Source organism: Tumebacillus permanentifrigoris (assembly GCF_003148565.1).
In the GTDB taxonomy this organism is placed as follows: domain Bacteria; phylum Bacillota; class Bacilli; order Tumebacillales; family Tumebacillaceae; genus Tumebacillus; species Tumebacillus permanentifrigoris.
Map to the genome: position 1 here is coordinate 73,144 of NZ_QGGL01000015.1, position 17,200 is coordinate 90,343.

A 17,200-nucleotide genomic window follows, 5' to 3' on the forward strand; every position below is an offset into this window, starting at 1 on the left:
GGAGGGAAACTCCCAGTATGAATCCAGAGCAAAAGCGAGTCATTCTGCAAGAGATCCGACATTGGCGAGATAGTAAGCTGCTTCCGGCAGAATATTGCGACTTTTTGATGAACCTCTACGCGGAAGGTGAATCTTTTTCCGCTGAACAGAGCTATCCTGAGCGGGGGAGCGGCAATCGGATCAAGGGTTCTGTGAACCGTATCCTGCCTGGTCTCGGGGTGTTGTTGGTGTGCTTGGTTGTTGTCTTTAATTTTACATGGTTTCCAATGCCAATGCAAATCGCCATTCTAACAATCGCTTCGATCGTGCCCTATTTTTTGGCAAAGCGACAGGGCCGCACGCAACCATTCGCCCGCGTGGGCTGGCTGGCTGTCGGTGCATTGCTGTTGGTAGGGGATGGATATTATTCCCTATGGGTCAATGGAGTCGCCGAAGATACCCAAGCGTTGTTGGGTGTGATGACGGTGGTGTTTTTCCTGTGGGTCTTGATCGGGGGAATCGGTCGCTCGAGATTGATTGGCAGCGGAGGCTTGGCTGGCCTGTTGTTGATCTACGCCAAGCTCTTGGAGCTGTCTGCGATGACCAGCACAGCCACGTACAATCTCCTGCACTTATTCTGGATCTTGCCGGCTGCGTTGTTTGTGTTCGTCTCGTTTCTGCTAGGGAGGAATCGCGTCTATCTGGCACCGGTGTTTCTCCTCTTCGGGGTGGTCGCGATCTTCGGCCCAGAAGTGTGGATGCTCGTCAATAGCACACCGATGGACTTGTTTGTCCAAGGCATCATCTTCCTCAAATTGGCCCTGCTGATCTCGTTGCTGATCGTCTTCCGGCTCGACCTGCGATACTGGATGTCGCAACTGTCCGCCTAATTTGAAATGTCTTGCCACAACACAAGTTCTCTGTATATAATGAAAGTAGAAATAATGAATGCGTACTCATTCAGTCCCGTTCGTAAGTGAATGCGCTTACAGAACGGGCTTCATCATGTGCTAGCCCTACCAAATGGTTGGTACAGTTTGAACGATAAGGGAGGAATTACGATGAACTTTGACTTGACCCAAGATCAGATGATGATTAAAAATATGGTTCGCGATTTCGCGGAAGCAGAAATTTTGCCGGAAGCGGAACATGTGGACAAAACTGGCGAGTTCCCGCTGGATACCTTTAAGAAAATGGGCGAACTCGGCTTCCTCGGACTGCCGATCTCCGAAGAATACGGCGGTGCAGGTGGCGACACGATCTCCTATGCACTTGCAGTCGAAGAAGTGGGCCGGGCATCCGGTTCGCATGGTCTGTCCTACGCAGCAGCCGTCTCGCTCGGTTGCTCCCCGTTCTACTACTTCGGTACGGAAGAACAGAAGCAACAATGGCTGAAACCGCTGGCTGAAGGGAAAATCCTCGGCGCGTTCGGTCTGACCGAATCGAATGCGGGTTCTGACGCAGGCGGCACGCAAACCACCGCTGTCCTCGATGGCAACGAGTGGGTGATCAACGGTTCCAAGTGCTTCATCACCAACGTTACTTACGCAGGTGTGTGCGTCGTCACCGCTGTTACCGATAAATCCAAGGGCACGAAGGGCATCACCTCCTTTATCATCCCGACTGACACGCCTGGATTCCGCACGGCAACACCGTATGACAAACTGGGACTCAAAGGCTCCAACACCGCAGAGATCATCATGGAAGACGTGCGCGTTCCGAAGGAAAATATCCTCGGCTCGCTCGACAATGGCTTCAAGCAATTCATGATCACCCTCGACGGTGGCCGGATCTCGATCGGCGCTCTGTCTGTCGGGATCGCCCAAGCCGCATACGAAGCAGCACTCAAGTACTCCCAAGAGCGCATGCAGTTCGGTCAGTCGATCTCCAAGTTCCAAGCGATTCAGTTCAAGCTCGCTGATATGGCGATGAACATCGAACTGGCGCGCACCGCTGTTCACAAAGCAGCATGGCTAAAAGACCAAGGCCGCCCGTTCACCAAGGAAGGCGCGATCGCGAAATTGTTCGCATCGGAAATTTGCATGCGCGCTTGTGACCAAGCGGTGCAGATCCACGGCGGCTATGGCTATATGAAGGAATACCCGGTTGAACGATTCTTCCGCGACGCGAAACTGATGGAAATCGGGGAAGGTACCTCCGAGATCCAACGGATCGTCATCGCTCGACAAATTGGTTGCTAAGATTCGCCATCTTGTGTATAATTTATAGTGGCGAATAAACATTATCCATTTGTTCGGATAGGACGTTTAGCAAGCATCACCAACACACAACCTTTAGCCCCTGGCATTTTGCCTGGGGCGCTTTTTTTTGTTCCTATTTCTGCAAAAGGAATTGTCCTCTCTCGAAACGAATACACCAGTATCGAATATTCTGGATTCGTAGAGGCGAAGGAGAGATTACGCATGGCGGAACTCATGAACACCACCATCGGCAACTTGCTCGACGGAATCACAGCACAATACCCGGACAACGAAGCTCTCGTTTACCACGATCGCGGCTTGCGATACAGCTACCGCGAGTTTCACTCCGTGGTTTCCCAAGCAGCCAAAGGGCTGATGAAACTGGGCCTGCAACGTGGAGAGCACATCGCGATCTGGGCGACCAACTACCCGGAGTGGGTTGTGGCTCAATTTGCAACCGCCAAGATCGGCTCCGTGCTCGTCACCGTCAATACCAGTTACCGAGCACACGAACTGGAGTACTTGTTGCGCCAGTCCGAATCGACCACGCTGATCCTGATGGAAGAGTTCAAAGGGGCCAGCTATCTGGAGATGCTATACGACATCGCACCCGAACTTCGGGAGTGTGCACCTGGGCAGTTGCAGAGTGCACGCCTACCCTTTTTGAAAAACGTGATCTTCCTCGGTGCTGAAAAACACCCGGGTCTGTTCAACTGGTCTGACATCATGGAACTCGGCCGCGATGTCGCGGACGATGACTTGCTGGCACGCCAAGCGACCACGGAGCCAGACGATGTGATCAACATGCAGTACACCTCCGGGACGACCGGTTTCCCCAAAGGTGTCATGCTCACACATAACAACCTGATCAACAACTCGCGCAACGTCGTCTCGTGCTTGAACCTGACATCTGTTGACCGTGTGTGCATCCCGGTGCCATTTTTCCATTGCTTCGGCTGTTCGATGGGGACATTGGGCGCTGTGACGGTCGGGGCTACGATGGTGCCGTTGGTGGCATACAACCCGCTGGAAGTGCTGGAGACCGTGCAGGCGGAACGTTGTACCGCGCTGTATGGCGTGCCGACGATGTTCATCGGCGAGTTGAACCACCCGGACTTCAACAAGTTCGACCTCACCTCCTTGCGCACCGGGATCATGGCAGGATCGCCGTGCCCGATCGAAGTGATGAAAGCGGTCGTCGACAAAATGGGCATGGCAGAAGTCACGATCGCATACGGGCAGACCGAATCCTCGCCAGTCATCACCCAGACCCGCAGCGACAGTACAATTGAGCAACGCGTCTCCACCGTCGGATACGCACTGCCGAACGTCGAAGTCCGGATCGTCCTGCCCGGCACGTCGGAGGAAGTTCCACGCGGTGTACAGGGGGAACTGTGTACGCGTGGCTACCACGTGATGAAGGGCTATTACAAGAACCCGGGCGCGACAGCAGCTACGATTGACGAGGAAGGCTGGTTGCACACCGGCGACCTCGCCACGATGGACGAGGTTGGCTACGTCAAAGTCACCGGGCGGCTCAAGGACATGATCATCCGCGGCGGCGAGAACATCTACCCGCGTGAAGTCGAGGAATTCCTCTACACACATCCGGCGGTGCTCGACGTGCAAGTTGTCGGCGTGCCTGATGAGCGCCTTGGCGAGGAAGCTGCAGCCTTTGTGATCCTCAAGGAAGGGTCCACTCTGACCCCTGAGGAACTCCGCGCCTTCTGCGACGGCCAGATCTCCCGCTTCAAGATTCCGCGCTACATCGAGTTCGTCGACGCCTACCCGATGACCGCATCGGGCAAGATCCAAAAGTTCAAGCTGCGGGAACAAGCGATTGAAAAGCTAGAACAGAAACAAGCGTAACCGCTTTTGCAAAAAGAGACCTGACCTTTTTGAGGTCAGGTCTCTTTTTGGTCTATAATAGGAAAGCAACCATTCCATACATAAGGTGATAACAGTTGATCAATCTCTCAGAACGCTTGCAACGCATCGCCTCCAATGTCCCGCCGAACGTCAAGGTGGCCGACATCGGGAGCGACCATGCGTACCTACCTATTTATTTAGTCCAAAAAGGCGTCGCCACCGCTGCCGTCGCCGGTGAAGTCAACGAAGGCCCCTTCCGAGGTGCCGACCGCCATGTCCGCGAAAACGGCCTCGCAGACGTCATCTCCGTTCGCAAAGGCGATGGCCTCGCCGTGATCGCACCCGGTGAGGTCGATGTGATCACGATCGCCGGCATGGGCGGCTACAACATCCGCGAAATCCTCGAAGCGGGCAAGGACAAACTGCCCGGCGTCTCCCGCCTCGTGCTCTCCCCGCAGGGGGATAGCGACCGCGTCCGCAAGTGGTTGCAACTGCACGGCTGGATGATCATCGACGAGGATATCCTGACCGAGGATGAGCGGATCTATGAAATCATCGTCGCTGAGCGTGGCGAGATGAACATCACAGATGAGATGGAGCTGGAATTTGGCCCGTTCAATCTCGCCCGCAAGCACCCGAAAGTGGTTGATCGCGTCGAGTATGAACAAGGCAAGATCCGCCGTGCGCTCGCTGCGATTGAAAAGACGCCGACCGAGAACGGCCTCGCCCGCAAGCAAGAACTGCTCGCACGGCGCGCACAACTGGAGGAGGTTCGTAACCATGTCCAAACCAACGCCTAACCTCGCCACCGTCCGCCAAGTGACGGCAGCACTTGAAGAGATGGCTCCGCTGAGCCTCGCGGAATCGTGGGACAAAGTCGGCCTGCAAGTTGGCGACCCGACGCGCCCGGTCCGCAAAGTCCTGCTGTCGCTGGATTCCAACGTCGAGGGCGTTATCGACGAAGCGATTGCCCAAGGGGTTGATCTGATCATCGCTCACCATGCGATGATCTTCAAAGCGGTGCAAACCCTGCGCACCGACACGCCGTATGGTCGCAAACTGCAGAAATTGCTCGCCAACGGCATCGGCGTCTACGTGGCGCACACCAACCTCGACATCGCGGAGGGTGGCATCAACGACATCCTCGCCTCCCGCCTGCACTTGGAGAACGTCGACATCCTGACCCGCGTCCACAACACGCGTTTGAAAAAACTCGTGGTCTTCGTCCCCGAGACGCATCATGAACAAGTCCGCCAAGCGGTCAGTGCGGCTGGGGCGGGTTGGATCGGCAACTACAGCAATGTCAGCTTCAACACGCCGGGCGTGGGGATGTTTGTCCCCGAGCAAGGCACCAACCCCTACGTGGGTGAACAGGGGAAACTGGAGCGCGTCAACGAGATTCGCCTCGAAACGGTCGTCCCCGAACACATCCAAGATCGCGTGATCGCGGCGATGATCGCGGCCCACCCTTACGAGGAAGTCGCGTACGATCTCTACCCGTTGGAGATCATGGGCAAGGTCTTCGGCGTAGGGCGCGTCGGCGATCTGGTCGAGGAGATGACGCTTGCGCAGTTCGCGGAATTCGTGAAGCAGCAGTTTGAGGTGGAGCATGCCCGCGTTGTCGGTCCGCTCGATCGGAAAATCCGCCGCGTCGCCGTGCTGGGTGGCTCCGGCGAGGAGTACTTCCCGGACGCGCTGAAACAAGGCGCGGACGTTTTTGTCACCGGTGACATCCGCTACCACTATGCACAGGACGCAGAAGCAGAAGGACTGTGCATGGTCGATCCTGGACACAATACGGAGAAGGTTTGCCTGCCGTCGTTGCGCGCTTACTTGGAAGCCAAGATGCACGAATACGGCTTCGAGACGGAGATTCTCGTTTCACAGACCAACACGGAGCCGTTCCGTTTCGTGTAAGACATGTTTTACAGGACATCCCCATATGTATTGGATGTGGGGGTGAAGAAGCATGGCTTCAATTCTGGTAAGTGCCATTGCGATACTCGGAGCTTTCTTGGTCTTTATATACGCGTATTCGTTTCTCCAATTCATGCTGACCATCACCAAATGTCCTGACTGTGGCCGGATCATGCAGCGTGTGATCTACACGGAGTTGGCGGATGAAAAAAAGAAACAAGTTGTCACCGAGTGCCGCTTCTGCACGGCGAAGCGCATCCGCAAAGTCAGCGAAATTCCGTTGCGCCGCAAGGACACGCTGTATCCCTAAGCCATGAAATGGGACTTGCATGGCAACGTGCAGGGGTGATATAGTATCTTCTTGTGACGGATAGACACGTCTTCAACCGAAAAGTAGGCTAGGCAATCGCCGGTGGATGTTCGCAAGACGCCACGGGAGGAAAGTCCGAGCTTCATAGGGCAGGGTGCCGGCTAACGGCCGGTGGGAGCGATCCTAAGGAAAGTGCCACAGAAAGAAACCGCCAGCGGCCTCGTGCAAGCGGGGTGCGGGCAAGGATGCAACGGTGCGGTAAGAGCGCACCAGCAGTCTGGAGACAGGCTGGCTAGGTAAACCCCACCCGAAGCAAGACCGGATAGGAGTCCACATGCGTTTGCCCGACGCGGACTCGGGTTGGTCGCTTGAGCGTGTTGGCAACAGCACGCCTAGATAGATGGTTGCTGCTCCAGGTGCGAGGTTGACGACCGTTTGCAGCACCGGAGAACAAAACTCGGCTTATCGGCCCACTTTTCGGAGTCTCCTACAAAAATCAAGGCATTCGTACTGTGACGCAGGTTGCAGTATGGATGCCTTTTTTTGGTATACTAAAAAGGGTAAGCAAAGGAGGGCGTTACATAATGGCAATTCAACATCTGACCGATACGACCACCCTGAACAACGGAGTCAAAATGCCTTGGTTTGGCCTCGGCGTCTGGCGCGTCGAAGAAGGTGCGCAAGTCGAGGATGCAGTGAAAAGCGCACTGGCAACCGGCTACCGCAGCCTCGACACCGCCGCGATCTACGGCAATGAAGAAGGTGTCGGTCGCGCGATCAAGGAAAGCGGCGTGCCGCGTGAAGAGATCTTCATCACCACCAAAGTTTGGAATGCGAACCAAGGCTACGAGTCCACGCTTGCCGCTTTTGAAGAAAGCATGCAGAAGCTCGGCCTCGAATACCTCGACCTCTACCTGATCCACTGGCCAAAAGGGGAGAAGTCCAAAGACACCTGGCGTGCCATGGAGCAGCTCTACAAGGACGGCCGCGTCCGTGCGATCGGCGTCTCTAACTTCCATGTTCACCACCTGCAAGACTTGCTGGCAGATGCGACCGTCGTGCCGGCTGTGAACCAAGTCGAGTACCACCCGCTGCTGAACCAGACCGAACTGCGTGCCTTCTGCCGCGAGCACAAGATCCAGCTCGAAGCGTGGAGCCCGCTGATGCAAGGCAACCTCGACCTGCCGATCCTCACCGAACTGGCGCAGAAGTACGGCAAGTCGGCGGCGCAGATCGTCCTGCGTTGGGACCTGCAAAACGAAGTGGTCACGATCCCGAAATCGATCACCCCGTCCCGCATCGCGGAGAACGCGCAAGTGTTCGACTTCGAACTGTCTGCGGACGACATGGCGGCGCTGAGCGAACTGAACGAAAACCGTCGCTTCGGCCCGGACCCGGACAACTTCGACTTCTAAATCATTGTGAAAAAGGGAACCAGCCCGCTCCCAGCGGACAGGTTCCTTTTTTGCCAGAGGAGCCTGCAGATGCAGATCACGAAACAACAGGTTGTTCGATTGAATCTATGGAAGCAAGGCTTGTATCACCCACCGACTTCGAACACGCCAGCAGAGGCGTTGGAGATCTTGCGTAATCTCGGCTGTGTGCAACTCGACACGATGAGCGTGGTCACGCGCAGCCAACACTTGGTGTTCAGGTCGCGGATGCAGGAGTTTCGCGAGGAGTGGTTGTTGGAGTGGTATGAGCGAGGCGAGATCTTTGAGCATTACCTCCATGCGCTGTCGATCCTGCCGATGGAGGAGCACAAGTACTTCCAAGCCAAGCTGGACGCCCATCGTGCCGCGCTGGAACAGACCGATTTGCACGAGGTGATCCTGCAAACGTTGGACGAGCAAGGCACAGTACACGGCAAGCATGTGACCGAACAAGTCGGTGGCTCTGGTCGCAAGCTCGGGACGTGGGAGATGAGCCCGGTGCGCCGGGCCTTTGACCAACTGTGGCGCGCTGGACAGGTGGGGGTCACGCGCAACGACAAGTTTCACAAGCTCTACCGCCGACTCGACCTCCATGTTCCGCCTCATCTAGTAGGAGAGTCTGTGCCGCTAGAGGAGACCTATCGACGCTACACGCAACTCGCCCTGCACGCGATGGGTGCGGCGACGGTGAAGGACATCGCCGATTACTTCCGCTTCAAGGCTCGCACGGTGGAAGCGCATCTATCAGATGTAGGGGCTAGACCGGTCGAGGTGGAGGGGGCGACGTATTACGTGCTGGAGGAGGACTTGGAGCTTCTGCAGGGCTCTCAACTACAGGAGCCTCCGACACACAGCACGTTGCTCTCTCCGTTTGACAATCTGATCTGGTACCGACCGAGGGTGAAAGCCCTGTTCGGACTCGACTTCCGGTTGGAGAGCTACTTCCCGGAGGAGCAGCGCCAGTTCGGATACTTCGCGCTCCCGATCTTGCTCTGCGGGGAGATCGTCGGCACGGTCGATCTGAAGGCGGACCGCAAGCAGAAAACCTTGCAACTTCAACGCCTCGTCTGGCTGGGAGCATCGCATCAGGCGGAACTCGACGAACTCTTGCACCGCCTCCACAGCTACCTTTTTGTGTAAAAAAGAACCTGGCCGTCTGCGGCACAGGTTCTCTTTTTCATGTATGGGCATGTTAGATTGACAAGGGTTGTGGAGAGCTGGTATAGTTGCGTTATGGTAAGTAACTTACAAAAAGTAAGTTCATATAGACGAGAGGAGTTGTGGCAGCATGGCATTGCAACTGTACCCGCCGCATCTGCAAGCGGTCGGAATGTTTGATGGCGGCAAGATCGTGGAGCAAAAACCGATTGGTTTCCCCGGCGAAGGTTCAGCGGTGAAACGGGTCGGGCCGTTGTTCTACTGGGCTTGGTTTGAAGGCAAGGAGGATGGGTTCATCCCGTTTCATCCGCACAAGGGATTTGAGATCATCACCTACTTCCTCGCGGGCAAAGGCGGGCACAAGGACTCGCTGGGCACGGAGAGCACCGTCGAGGCGGGCGGCGCACAAGTGATGCAGACCGGGAGCGGCGCGTATCACGCGGAGACGATGTACAAGGGATCGTCTGGTTTTCAGATCTGGTTTGAACCGTACATGGGCGATGCGGTGCAACGCCAGCCGACCTATGTTCAGCATGAGCACGAGGAATTTCCGGCCGTTGTGGAGGCGGGTGTGACGGTGAAGACCGTCCTCGGTTCCACATCGCCGATCGAATTGGTAGCAGATGCGCAACTGTGGGATGTGACGCTGGAAGCGGGCGCCACTTTCACAACGCAAGTGCCCGCAGGTTACTCCCTAGCTGGCCTCGTGGTCGAAGGCGATACCGAGTGGAACGCCGCGGGCGCTTTGGAATCAACACGAGTGGAGCATCGCGTTTTCGCGGTATACCGTGCAGAGACGGCGACCGAAGTATCCGTGCAAGCGCCAGATGGCCAGTCGGCGCGTGTGATCTTCATCCAGACTCCGTCTGAACTGCCGTACCTCCCGTACAACCGTGTTCGTGAATTCTACACGAATTCCTGAAAAAACCCCTAATTTCGGCTGTTGTTTTCGGGCATCCTATCCCTTACACTTTACGTAACTAAACGTGTTGAGGGAGGTTGATTCCGTGAAGTTTGTGCAAGTGAAAGAACCGGTAAACGCATGGTCCCATCTGCTGACCTGCGCAGCGGCGGTCATCGGGTTGATCTATCTGGTGGTGACGTATTCGGAACAGACAGCGGGCAAGTTGTCCTCGCTGATCATCTACGGGGCGAGTATGATCGTCCTCTTCCTCGCGAGCGGCTTGTATCACGCGATCCGCACGACCCCGAAAAAGGAGCTGTGGCTCCGCAAGTTCGACCATGTCTCGATTTTTCTGCTGATCGCCGGGACGTACACGCCGATGTTTGCCTATGGTCTGCACGGGGCGTGGCAAGTGACGATGCTGTCGGTTGTCTGGGGTCTTGCTGGGATCGGGATGCTGCTTAAATTGTTCTTTATGGGCGTTCCGCGTTGGATCTCCACGCTCCTGTACCTCGGGCTCGGCTGGCTGGCGATCGTACCGCTGTACAAACTGTCGCAAGGCCTCCCGTCCGGCGCAATCCTGTTCATGTTCCTCGGTGGCATGGCGTACACGATCGGTGCTGTCATCTACGGAACCAAAAAACTCGACTTAATTCCCGGGAAATTTGGCTTCCACGAGGTCTGGCATATGTTCGTCTCGGCGGGCAGCGCACTGCATTTCGTGATGATCGCGTTTTTCGTGGCGACCGTGTAACTCATAGGTAGGAAAAAGCCCTCTGTGCGCTGGCACAGAGGGCTTTTTTAGACGATCCGCACCTTGTACTTCCGCATCCATGTGTCGACCTGCGCCAGATACGCGAACAGTTGCGGGCCAGCCATCAGTTGGCCGAACCACGGCTTCACGAAGTTCGGGTCGTTGGCTTTGGCGATCTCGCGGATCGTGTTGGCGTCGATGATCTGGAGCAGCGGCGAGGACTTGTCGTCCAGCACTTCCAACACCATGTCGCGCACGGCGGCGAAGTAGTTCGGGTTGTGCGTCTTCGGGTAGGGGCTTTTCTTGCGGTAGAGGATGTCGTCGGGGAGCACGCCTTCGAGGGCTTTGCGCAGCAAGCCTTTTTCACGTTGCTCGTAAAACTTCATCTCCCACGGCACATTCCACATGTACTCGACGATGCGGTGGTCGCAAAACGGCACGCGCACTTCCAAGGAAGCGGCCATCGTCATCCGGTCCTTGCGATCCAGCAGGGTCGGCATCCAGCGGAACAGGTTCAGATATGCCATCTCGCGCGCCCGGCGCTCGCCTGCTGTCTCACCGTCGAGGTGCGGAACTTCGGCCAGCGCTTGGTGGTAGCGATCTTGCACATACTCCTCGATGTTGAGGCGCTGGCTCCAGTCCTTGTTCAACCACGTTGCGCGGTCGGCTTTGTTGCGCGACCACGGAAATGTACCTGCATTGACCATCTCTTCACGGTAAAACCACGGGTAGCCGCCAAAAATTTCATCGGCACACTCGCCGGAGAGACCGACCGTCGCTTCCTGCTTGATCTCTTGTGAGAACAGCAGCAGCGAGGAATCGACGTCCGCCATGCCAGGCAGGTCGCGAGCGTACATCGCGTCGCGCAACGACTCCACCAACTGCGGGGTGTCGATCTGGATGTAGTGGTGCTCGGAGCCGAGGAATTCCTGCATCCGTTTGACAAATGGCGCATCGGGGTTCGGCTGGAAGTCGCTCGCTTGGAAATGCTGGTCATTGCCTACGTAGTCGATGGAGAAGGTGTGGAGTTTGCCGAGGTTGTCGCGTTCAAACTTTTGGGCGGCAAATGCGGAGATCATGCTGGAGTCGAGTCCGCCGGAGAGGAACGTGCAGATCGGGACATCGGAGACCAGTTGGCGTTCGACCGCGTCTTGGAGCAGGGCGCGGACGTTTGCTACGGTGGTGTTGAAATCGTCCTCGTGCTTGTAGCTGTCGAGTTTCCAATACTGCGTGATCTTCAACCCGTTGCGGCTAAATTGTAGGAAGTGACCGGGTTTCAGCTCGTGAACGCCGCGAAAAACGCCGTGGCCCGGAGTTTTGGCCGGTCCGATGGCGAATACTTCTGCGAGGCCTTCTGCGTCGACTTCCGGCTCGACAGATGGGTGGGCGAGCAAGGCTTTCAGTTCGGAGGCGAAAAGCAACCCGGCCCCGCGCTCTGTGTAAAACAGCGGTTTGACGCCGAGGCGGTCGCGAGCGATGAACAGAGTTTGTTGCTGGGGGTCCCAGATCGCGAAGGCAAAAATTCCGTTAAAACGCTCGACACAGGCGGGACCCCATTCGAGGTAGGAGGTCAGCAGGACTTCGGTGTCGGAGTGACCTTGAAACGTGTAGCCGCGTGCCAAGAGGTCGCGGCGGATGTCTTCGGTATTGTAGAGCTCGCCGTTGTAGACCATCGTGTACGTGTGATCCCCGCGTTGGCGGCTCATCGGTTGTTGACCGTTGTTCGGGTCGACGACGACCAGTCGTCGGTGGGCAAAGCCAGTATGTTGGGACAAAAAAATACCACCAGCATCCGGCCCCCGGTTGTACAGCGTTTCCGCCATATCCTCGAGGACGGCACTCTGTTGGGTGAGGTCCAGTTTCCAATCGGTCCAACCCGCAATTCCGCACATGGTATTCGTTCCCCTCCCTATGGATTCTCGTCGAGACTGTTCCATCGGTGTAGGGAACAGACACTCGCCTAGCATGAGATAACCTATGCGCAGAGGGTTGGCCATGTTGCAAAAAAAGCCACGATCGAGTGACGTGGCTTACGTTTCGCTGCCGTGGAATTGATTGGTAAACATTCTGTGACAAGGCAAGCAATCCGTTATCCACTATGGTACGATACAGGTATACCTTAGATTGGAAAGGATGTTACATACTATGTTCGTCTCCATGAACCGTCTGACCGTTCCGGCCGAATACCGCGAGCACCTCGAAGGCCGCTTCGCCACCGCTGGCGAGCGCATGAGCCAAGTTGCAGGCTGCCTCGAATACCAATTCCTCGTTCCGACCGAAGGCGACGAGCTCGTCGTCTACACCAAGTGGGAGGATGAGGCTGCGTACAAGGCGTGGGTTGAGTCCGACTCCTTCACGAAGGCGCATGCCAATGCGAACCCGAATTCCCCGGTAAAAGGCGATCTGCGTTTGTACAACGTGAAGTTTTCGTCGTAATCCTAAAAACATTCGCCTATGGGTGGTATTGACTGCTGGAAAAGTCCTCATGTGATTCGAACATGAGGGCTTTTTGTTTGCCATAAATTCGGCCAAGCGCAAAGGCGGCGAGTGGGATGGAAAAGGGCTGGGCTTTCGAATGTTCATATCATGATTATTGATTTTATTAGAAAAACTTGATAGAAATGGAAGTTATATGATATACTGTTTTTAGAATTAAAATATTATCGAAAAGGAGCAATACTCTGTGAATAAAATCGCAAAAATGACTGGTTCTATGTTACTTGCACTATCCATGCTTCAACTCCCCGCTGTTTCTTCGGCCTTTGCAGCGGACTATCTCACACCTGGCCAAACACTTTCTCATGACGGAATGATTACATCCGCTGATGGTCGATTTGCTTTCGACATGCAATGGGATGGGAATCTGGTGCTTTATAATCAAGGTACTAGTCTCTGGGGGTCAGGCACTAGAGGCGATCATGTCGACATTTATGATCCGTTCATCGGGATAACTTACCACAGATACGCCGAGGTATTAAGGCTCGACACCATCGGACGTCTTCGTGTAACAGATACGGCAGATCAATTTACGTTTTGGCAGGCGGATACCAATTCATGGATGAATTCCCATTACCAACCGCCAATGATTAAGCCAACAGGCCTCGTTGGTGACAGACTGGTCGTTCAAAGTGATGGGAATTGTGTTCTTTATGACACAACTGGAAACAGTGGCGGCAGCTGGCTACCTGTCTGGGCTACAAATACAGGCGGACGATAAGAACGAACCACGGTTGCTAGGCGGCCAAAAGATGACTTCTGAATTCATTCAGGAGTCATCTTTTTTACTGACCATTGATCAGTTAGGAAGGAAAAAGGGCAAGGCTTCCGAGTACTGAACATGACGAGATCAATTTGAGAATATCTTTTCTGAAGTAAAGAGCCACACATCCCAATACCTGAAACAATTTGATGGTGTAGATCATCAACCGAAGGCGACGATCTGGTCGTCTACACCAAGTGGGAGGATGAGGCTGCGTACAAGGAGTGGGTTGAATCCGACTCCTTCACAAAAGCGCATGCCAATGCGAACCCGAACTCGCCGGTGAAGGGCGAAATAATTGATAGTTAAATACATTTAGACTCTATTGAAACTCTCGTTCACCTGCGAATTCTTCGGTCATGGCCGACCTGAGTTTGTACAACGTGTAAGTGATCTCCGTCAGATAAGAAGTAAGAAAACTGCACTGTTTCAGACTGTGAGGTTTTTACTTTTTACCTGACTTTGAGAAAATCTATTGATAATACCTGCTTAATAGAAGACAATAGAGGCAAACACATGGACGGATGAAATAGAATAGGAGCGAAGCACATGTACAAAATCTTTGATGTGACACAATGGCAGCGTACGGAAGAAAGTGCTTCAGGCTCCAAGGACAAGGAATGGCGAATTTGTCCAGAAAGCCTTCGTTATGGTCTGATTAAAAAGCCTGTTTCTTGCCTTGAAGAAGATCGAGACCCAATAAAACCACATACGGGCGAGGCGTGGTCAGAGAAAATTGCATCCGAGATTGGTAAGAGTATTGGGATTCGAACGCACGATGTAGAAATTGCATATGTAGATGAAGTTTACTGCTCCCTATGCTGGAGATTTCTCGACCCACAAGTCGAAATTTTGGAAGAAGGAGCAGATTTAATTGACCCTTTTGACCGAACGTATGATCGTAAGAAGTTACGTGGTGAAGAAGTCAACTACAATATGAATCTTCTGTACCGTGTTTTTACGGAACTAGGCATGTTACACCATCTCTTTGATATGATAGTGTTCGATGCCTTGGTAGGCAATACGGACCGACATCAAGATAATTTCGGTATCATCACCCACCTTGAAACAGCGCAGATTGTTTTTGCGCCCTTATACGATAATGCGTCATGTTTAGGTAGAGAATTACTGATACCAGATGTTCAAGAGAAAATGACGAACCCCACCAGTTTTGAAGCCTATATTAGTCGCAGTCCGTCTCTCATACGAACGGGGACTGCTAAACGTGGTACAAAACATTTCAACTTGCTTGAGAGTATCTTGGAAGGGTCCTTTTCAAAAGAGATGCGTATCGCGATGGATAAAGTAGAGTTCCTAGCGAGCCGTGAGATCGAGCAGATTGTGCATTCTGTCCCGTCTGAAGTGATGCATGATGAATACAAAAGATTTGTCATCCGATTGTTAACAACACGTAGAGACCGCCTATTACAAATGAGGTGAATGGATAATGAGTACTTTAACAGATAGGTTAATTCTGATGTGGAGTAATCCAGTTACAAAGGCGAATTGTAAGATTGGTTTGCTAAGCAAGAAGCAGACTGGTTATCAATTCAGATACCTCAAGGATGAAGTCCGGAGCGCATACGACGATGGGTTTACCAATTTAGCCGGATTCCCTGACTTGGAAGCAATGTATCAATCGCCTAAATTGTTTTCAGTTTTTGAACGTCGAATTCCAAGCTCTAGCCGAAAAGAATTCAAAGAAGTTATCAATCGCTTTCAACTTACCGAATTTGATGATCTCGATTGGGAGTATCTGCGCGTATCCAAAGGGAAATTGGCAACTGATCGTCTGTTTTTTTTGGAACCGATCAAGATTCAAAAAAACGTTATTCATTTGGAGTTCGAAGCAGCAGGTTGGAAGCCTTTGAATCAAGAGCAAAATTTGATCGATAAAGTAACGCGTGGTCAACAGCTAGACTTACTGGTAGAGCCTGACAATCCGGTAGATCCGAAAGCTATTCAATTGATGACACGAGGTAATCCGCCATTACGAATCGGTTATGTGCCAAAACCTTATAATGAGGCCATTCATTTCTGGATTCAGATGAACATTGCATTTCATGTGGAAATTCGAGCCCTTCTAGATGAAAAACAATGTTTTAGACCCGTGGTTTCCTTAACAGGAACCCTCCCTACTGACCGTAATTTGAAAAACTTTCTGCCGCCTGTTGATGAGTTTATTCAAGAGTCGAACTAAAATTAGAATCAGCATCAACGTTAAAGTGAGCAAACCACTCGTTCAGGACGGGTGGTTTTTTACCCATCATTGTACGGATTGAATTTCACTTCAAGCACAACGCGATTGCCCTCCGACTTCCACAGATGTAAAATATAGAAATCGACAGGTGGAGGAGACAAATTTCAGCAGGTAATTCCTGTGCTCCTCTAAAAAACTCAACCAGCCTGTGGTCGATTGGTACTGACAAGTCCAAGTTCGTTGTACTATACTCCTCTAGTACGTATGTTGATTTTCTGATGTTCGTCAATCTAATAACAAAGGACTGTGAATGATGTCAGAACGACTTACATCGCTTCGGCTATTCGGGGTTTCCATGCTCTGGGGGATCAATTTCGTCGTCAGTTCGTACTTGTTGCACAGCTTTTCCCCGATTTTTCTGTCCTTTGTACGCATCTGTCTGACGTCTGTTTTCTTGATCATCGTCGGGGTCATGGGTGGCCAACTGCGCCGTCCGTCCAAAAAGGAATGGGGCCTGCTCGCCGGGGCCGGGATTTTCGGGACGCTGCTCAATCAGACGTTTTATTTCACCGGACTTCATCATTCGACAGCTGGGAACGCCGCACTGATCATCGCCTTGTCTCCGATCGCCACGTTGATCTTGGCACGGATCTTCCTGAAGGAACGCTTTACCGCATTTAAAATCATTGGGGCAATCGTTGGATTGGTCGGTGTGGTCACGATCGTCACCGTCGGTGGCGATGGGTCGTTCGGGATCACGATCGGTGATGTCTACCTGTTGTTTGCGATGTTGACCTTGTCGATCTCGCTGTTGTTCATCCGCAGGCTGACGGAAAGCATGTCCTCCTATATGATCACGATCTATTCCACCGTGGCCGGCAGTGTGTTGATGACATTGCCCGCAGGTGCGGAAGCGTTGCAAGGCGGGACGGTGGTCAGCCACAGCTTGTGGATGTGGCTGTTGATGATCTCCGCCGGAATTGTGGCCCAAGGCCTCGGCGGGTTCTGGTGGAACAAAGGGGTCGCGGAGATCGGGGCGAGCAAGGCCTCGATGTTCATGAACATCCCGCCGTTTATCGCGTTGATCGTGGCGCACTTTGTCTTGGGCGATCCGATTCACATGGCGCAAGTCATCGGTGGCATTCTCGTCCTGAGCGGGGTTGCGATCACCAACAAGAGATCGATCAGCAGCACGAAACCTACCGTTTCGATCTAA

General features: G+C 53.6%; 16 protein-coding genes, 1 other RNA gene and 1 pseudogene. 17 read left to right on the forward strand and 1 reads right to left on the reverse strand.

Translation table 11 applies throughout. From position 1 onward, the window contains the following. Positions 1-17: 17 nt before the first annotated feature. The 11 genes from C7459_RS16435 to trhA all read left to right on the forward strand — a co-directional run bounded on the left by C7459_RS16435 (position 18) and on the right by trhA (position 10,525). Positions 18-869 carry a hypothetical protein gene (locus C7459_RS16435; RefSeq protein ID WP_109690383.1) on the forward strand — a complete coding sequence of 284 codons (852 nt, stop codon included), beginning with the start codon at positions 18-20 and terminating at the stop codon, positions 867-869. A 171-nt stretch (positions 870-1,040) separates the two neighbouring features. Continuing rightward, positions 1,041-2,180 carry an acyl-CoA dehydrogenase family protein gene (locus tag C7459_RS16440; protein ID WP_109690384.1) on the forward strand — a complete coding sequence of 380 codons (1,140 nt, stop codon included), beginning with the start codon at positions 1,041-1,043 and terminating at the stop codon, positions 2,178-2,180. A gap of 222 nt (positions 2,181-2,402) precedes the next feature. Further along, positions 2,403-4,049 carry an AMP-binding protein gene (locus C7459_RS16445; protein ID WP_109690385.1) on the forward strand — a complete coding sequence of 549 codons (1,647 nt, stop codon included), beginning with the start codon at positions 2,403-2,405 and terminating at the stop codon, positions 4,047-4,049. A gap of 95 nt (positions 4,050-4,144) precedes the next feature. After that, positions 4,145-4,849: a tRNA (adenine(22)-N(1))-methyltransferase gene (locus tag C7459_RS16450; RefSeq protein WP_109690386.1), complete on the forward strand. Its 705-nt coding sequence runs from the start codon at positions 4,145-4,147 to the stop codon at positions 4,847-4,849. Beyond that, positions 4,830-5,966 (forward strand): Nif3-like dinuclear metal center hexameric protein, encoded by a 1,137-nt coding sequence (locus tag C7459_RS16455; RefSeq protein ID WP_109690387.1) that lies wholly within the window; start codon positions 4,830-4,832, stop codon positions 5,964-5,966. Before C7459_RS16450 ends, C7459_RS16455 begins: the two co-directional genes overlap by 20 nt. Before the next feature lie 52 nt (positions 5,967-6,018). After that, the gene (locus tag C7459_RS16460) at positions 6,019-6,276 is read left to right on the forward strand and encodes a hypothetical protein (protein WP_109690388.1); all 258 of its coding nucleotides are present in this window, start codon (positions 6,019-6,021) and stop codon (positions 6,274-6,276) included. A gap of 80 nt (positions 6,277-6,356) precedes the next feature. Continuing rightward, positions 6,357-6,757, forward strand: an RNA gene (gene rnpB, locus C7459_RS16465) — RNase P RNA component class A. A 103-nt stretch (positions 6,758-6,860) separates the two neighbouring features. Beyond that, the gene (locus tag C7459_RS16470) at positions 6,861-7,691 is read left to right on the forward strand and encodes an aldo/keto reductase (RefSeq protein ID WP_109690389.1); all 831 of its coding nucleotides are present in this window, start codon (positions 6,861-6,863) and stop codon (positions 7,689-7,691) included. 69 nt (positions 7,692-7,760) lie between these two features. Then, positions 7,761-8,849 carry a DNA glycosylase AlkZ-like family protein gene (locus C7459_RS16475; protein ID WP_109690390.1) on the forward strand — a complete coding sequence of 363 codons (1,089 nt, stop codon included), beginning with the start codon at positions 7,761-7,763 and terminating at the stop codon, positions 8,847-8,849. 148 nt (positions 8,850-8,997) lie between these two features. After that, entirely contained in the window at positions 8,998-9,789 is a 792-nt protein-coding gene (locus tag C7459_RS16480; protein WP_109690391.1) for a pirin family protein, read from the forward strand. Positions 9,790-9,874: 85 nt separating this feature from the next. Then, positions 9,875-10,525, forward strand: a complete 651-nt coding sequence (gene trhA, locus C7459_RS16485) for a PAQR family membrane homeostasis protein TrhA (protein WP_245884595.1) — start codon at positions 9,875-9,877, stop codon at positions 10,523-10,525. 47 nt (positions 10,526-10,572) lie between these two features. Here the strand turns inward: trhA and asnB are convergent, their stop codons facing one another. Next, on the reverse strand, positions 10,573-12,417 hold the full coding sequence (gene asnB / locus C7459_RS16490) for an asparagine synthase (glutamine-hydrolyzing) (RefSeq protein WP_109690392.1): 1,845 nt from the start codon (positions 12,415-12,417) through the stop codon (positions 10,573-10,575). A gap of 253 nt (positions 12,418-12,670) precedes the next feature. Between asnB and C7459_RS16495 the strand changes: the two genes are divergently transcribed. The 6 genes and pseudogenes from C7459_RS16495 (at position 12,671) to C7459_RS16520 (ending at position 17,200) form a co-directional block, all read left to right on the forward strand. After that, on the forward strand, positions 12,671-12,961 hold the full coding sequence (locus tag C7459_RS16495) for an antibiotic biosynthesis monooxygenase family protein (protein WP_109690393.1): 291 nt from the start codon (positions 12,671-12,673) through the stop codon (positions 12,959-12,961). A 247-nt stretch (positions 12,962-13,208) separates the two neighbouring features. After that, positions 13,209-13,742 carry a hypothetical protein gene (locus tag C7459_RS23020; RefSeq protein ID WP_146201027.1) on the forward strand — a complete coding sequence of 178 codons (534 nt, stop codon included), beginning with the start codon at positions 13,209-13,211 and terminating at the stop codon, positions 13,740-13,742. A 204-nt stretch (positions 13,743-13,946) separates the two neighbouring features. Next, positions 13,947-14,093: pseudogene (locus C7459_RS24190) on the forward strand (antibiotic biosynthesis monooxygenase family protein); the annotation flags it as partial. A 240-nt stretch (positions 14,094-14,333) separates the two neighbouring features. Next, positions 14,334-15,224, forward strand: a complete 891-nt coding sequence (locus C7459_RS16510) for a HipA domain-containing protein (protein WP_109690395.1) — start codon at positions 14,334-14,336, stop codon at positions 15,222-15,224. A 7-nt stretch (positions 15,225-15,231) separates the two neighbouring features. Further along, a complete protein-coding gene (locus tag C7459_RS16515; RefSeq protein WP_109690396.1) occupies positions 15,232-15,984 on the forward strand; it encodes an HIRAN domain-containing protein in 753 nt (250 codons plus the stop codon). Between the two features lie 313 nt (positions 15,985-16,297). Further along, complete coding sequence (locus C7459_RS16520) at positions 16,298-17,200, forward strand: DMT family transporter (protein ID WP_170119507.1); 903 nt, start codon at positions 16,298-16,300, stop codon at positions 17,198-17,200.

Bases quoted from the DNA above. Each gene is read 5' to 3' on its own strand.
- C7459_RS16435 (WP_109690383.1), top strand. From the start codon at position 18: ATGAATCCAGAGCAAAAGCGAGTCATTCTGCAAGAGATCCGACATTGG.
- C7459_RS16515 (WP_109690396.1), top strand. From the start codon at position 15,232: ATGAGTACTTTAACAGATAGGTTAATTCTGATGTGGAGTAATCCAGTT.
- C7459_RS16520 (WP_170119507.1), top strand. From the start codon at position 16,298: ATGTCAGAACGACTTACATCGCTTCGGCTATTCGGGGTTTCCATGCTC.
- C7459_RS16475 (WP_109690390.1), top strand. From the start codon at position 7,761: ATGCAGATCACGAAACAACAGGTTGTTCGATTGAATCTATGGAAGCAA.
- C7459_RS16455 (WP_109690387.1), top strand. From the start codon at position 4,830: ATGTCCAAACCAACGCCTAACCTCGCCACCGTCCGCCAAGTGACGGCA.
- C7459_RS16445 (WP_109690385.1), top strand. From the start codon at position 2,403: ATGGCGGAACTCATGAACACCACCATCGGCAACTTGCTCGACGGAATC.
- C7459_RS16440 (WP_109690384.1), top strand. From the start codon at position 1,041: ATGAACTTTGACTTGACCCAAGATCAGATGATGATTAAAAATATGGTT.
- C7459_RS16470 (WP_109690389.1), top strand. From the start codon at position 6,861: ATGGCAATTCAACATCTGACCGATACGACCACCCTGAACAACGGAGTC.
- C7459_RS16480 (WP_109690391.1), top strand. From the start codon at position 8,998: ATGGCATTGCAACTGTACCCGCCGCATCTGCAAGCGGTCGGAATGTTT.
- C7459_RS16495 (WP_109690393.1), top strand. From the start codon at position 12,671: ATGTTCGTCTCCATGAACCGTCTGACCGTTCCGGCCGAATACCGCGAG.
- asnB (WP_109690392.1), bottom strand. From the start codon at position 12,417: ATGTGCGGAATTGCGGGTTGGACCGATTGGAAACTGGACCTCACCCAA.
- C7459_RS16510 (WP_109690395.1), top strand. From the start codon at position 14,334: ATGTACAAAATCTTTGATGTGACACAATGGCAGCGTACGGAAGAAAGT.
- C7459_RS16460 (WP_109690388.1), top strand. From the start codon at position 6,019: ATGGCTTCAATTCTGGTAAGTGCCATTGCGATACTCGGAGCTTTCTTG.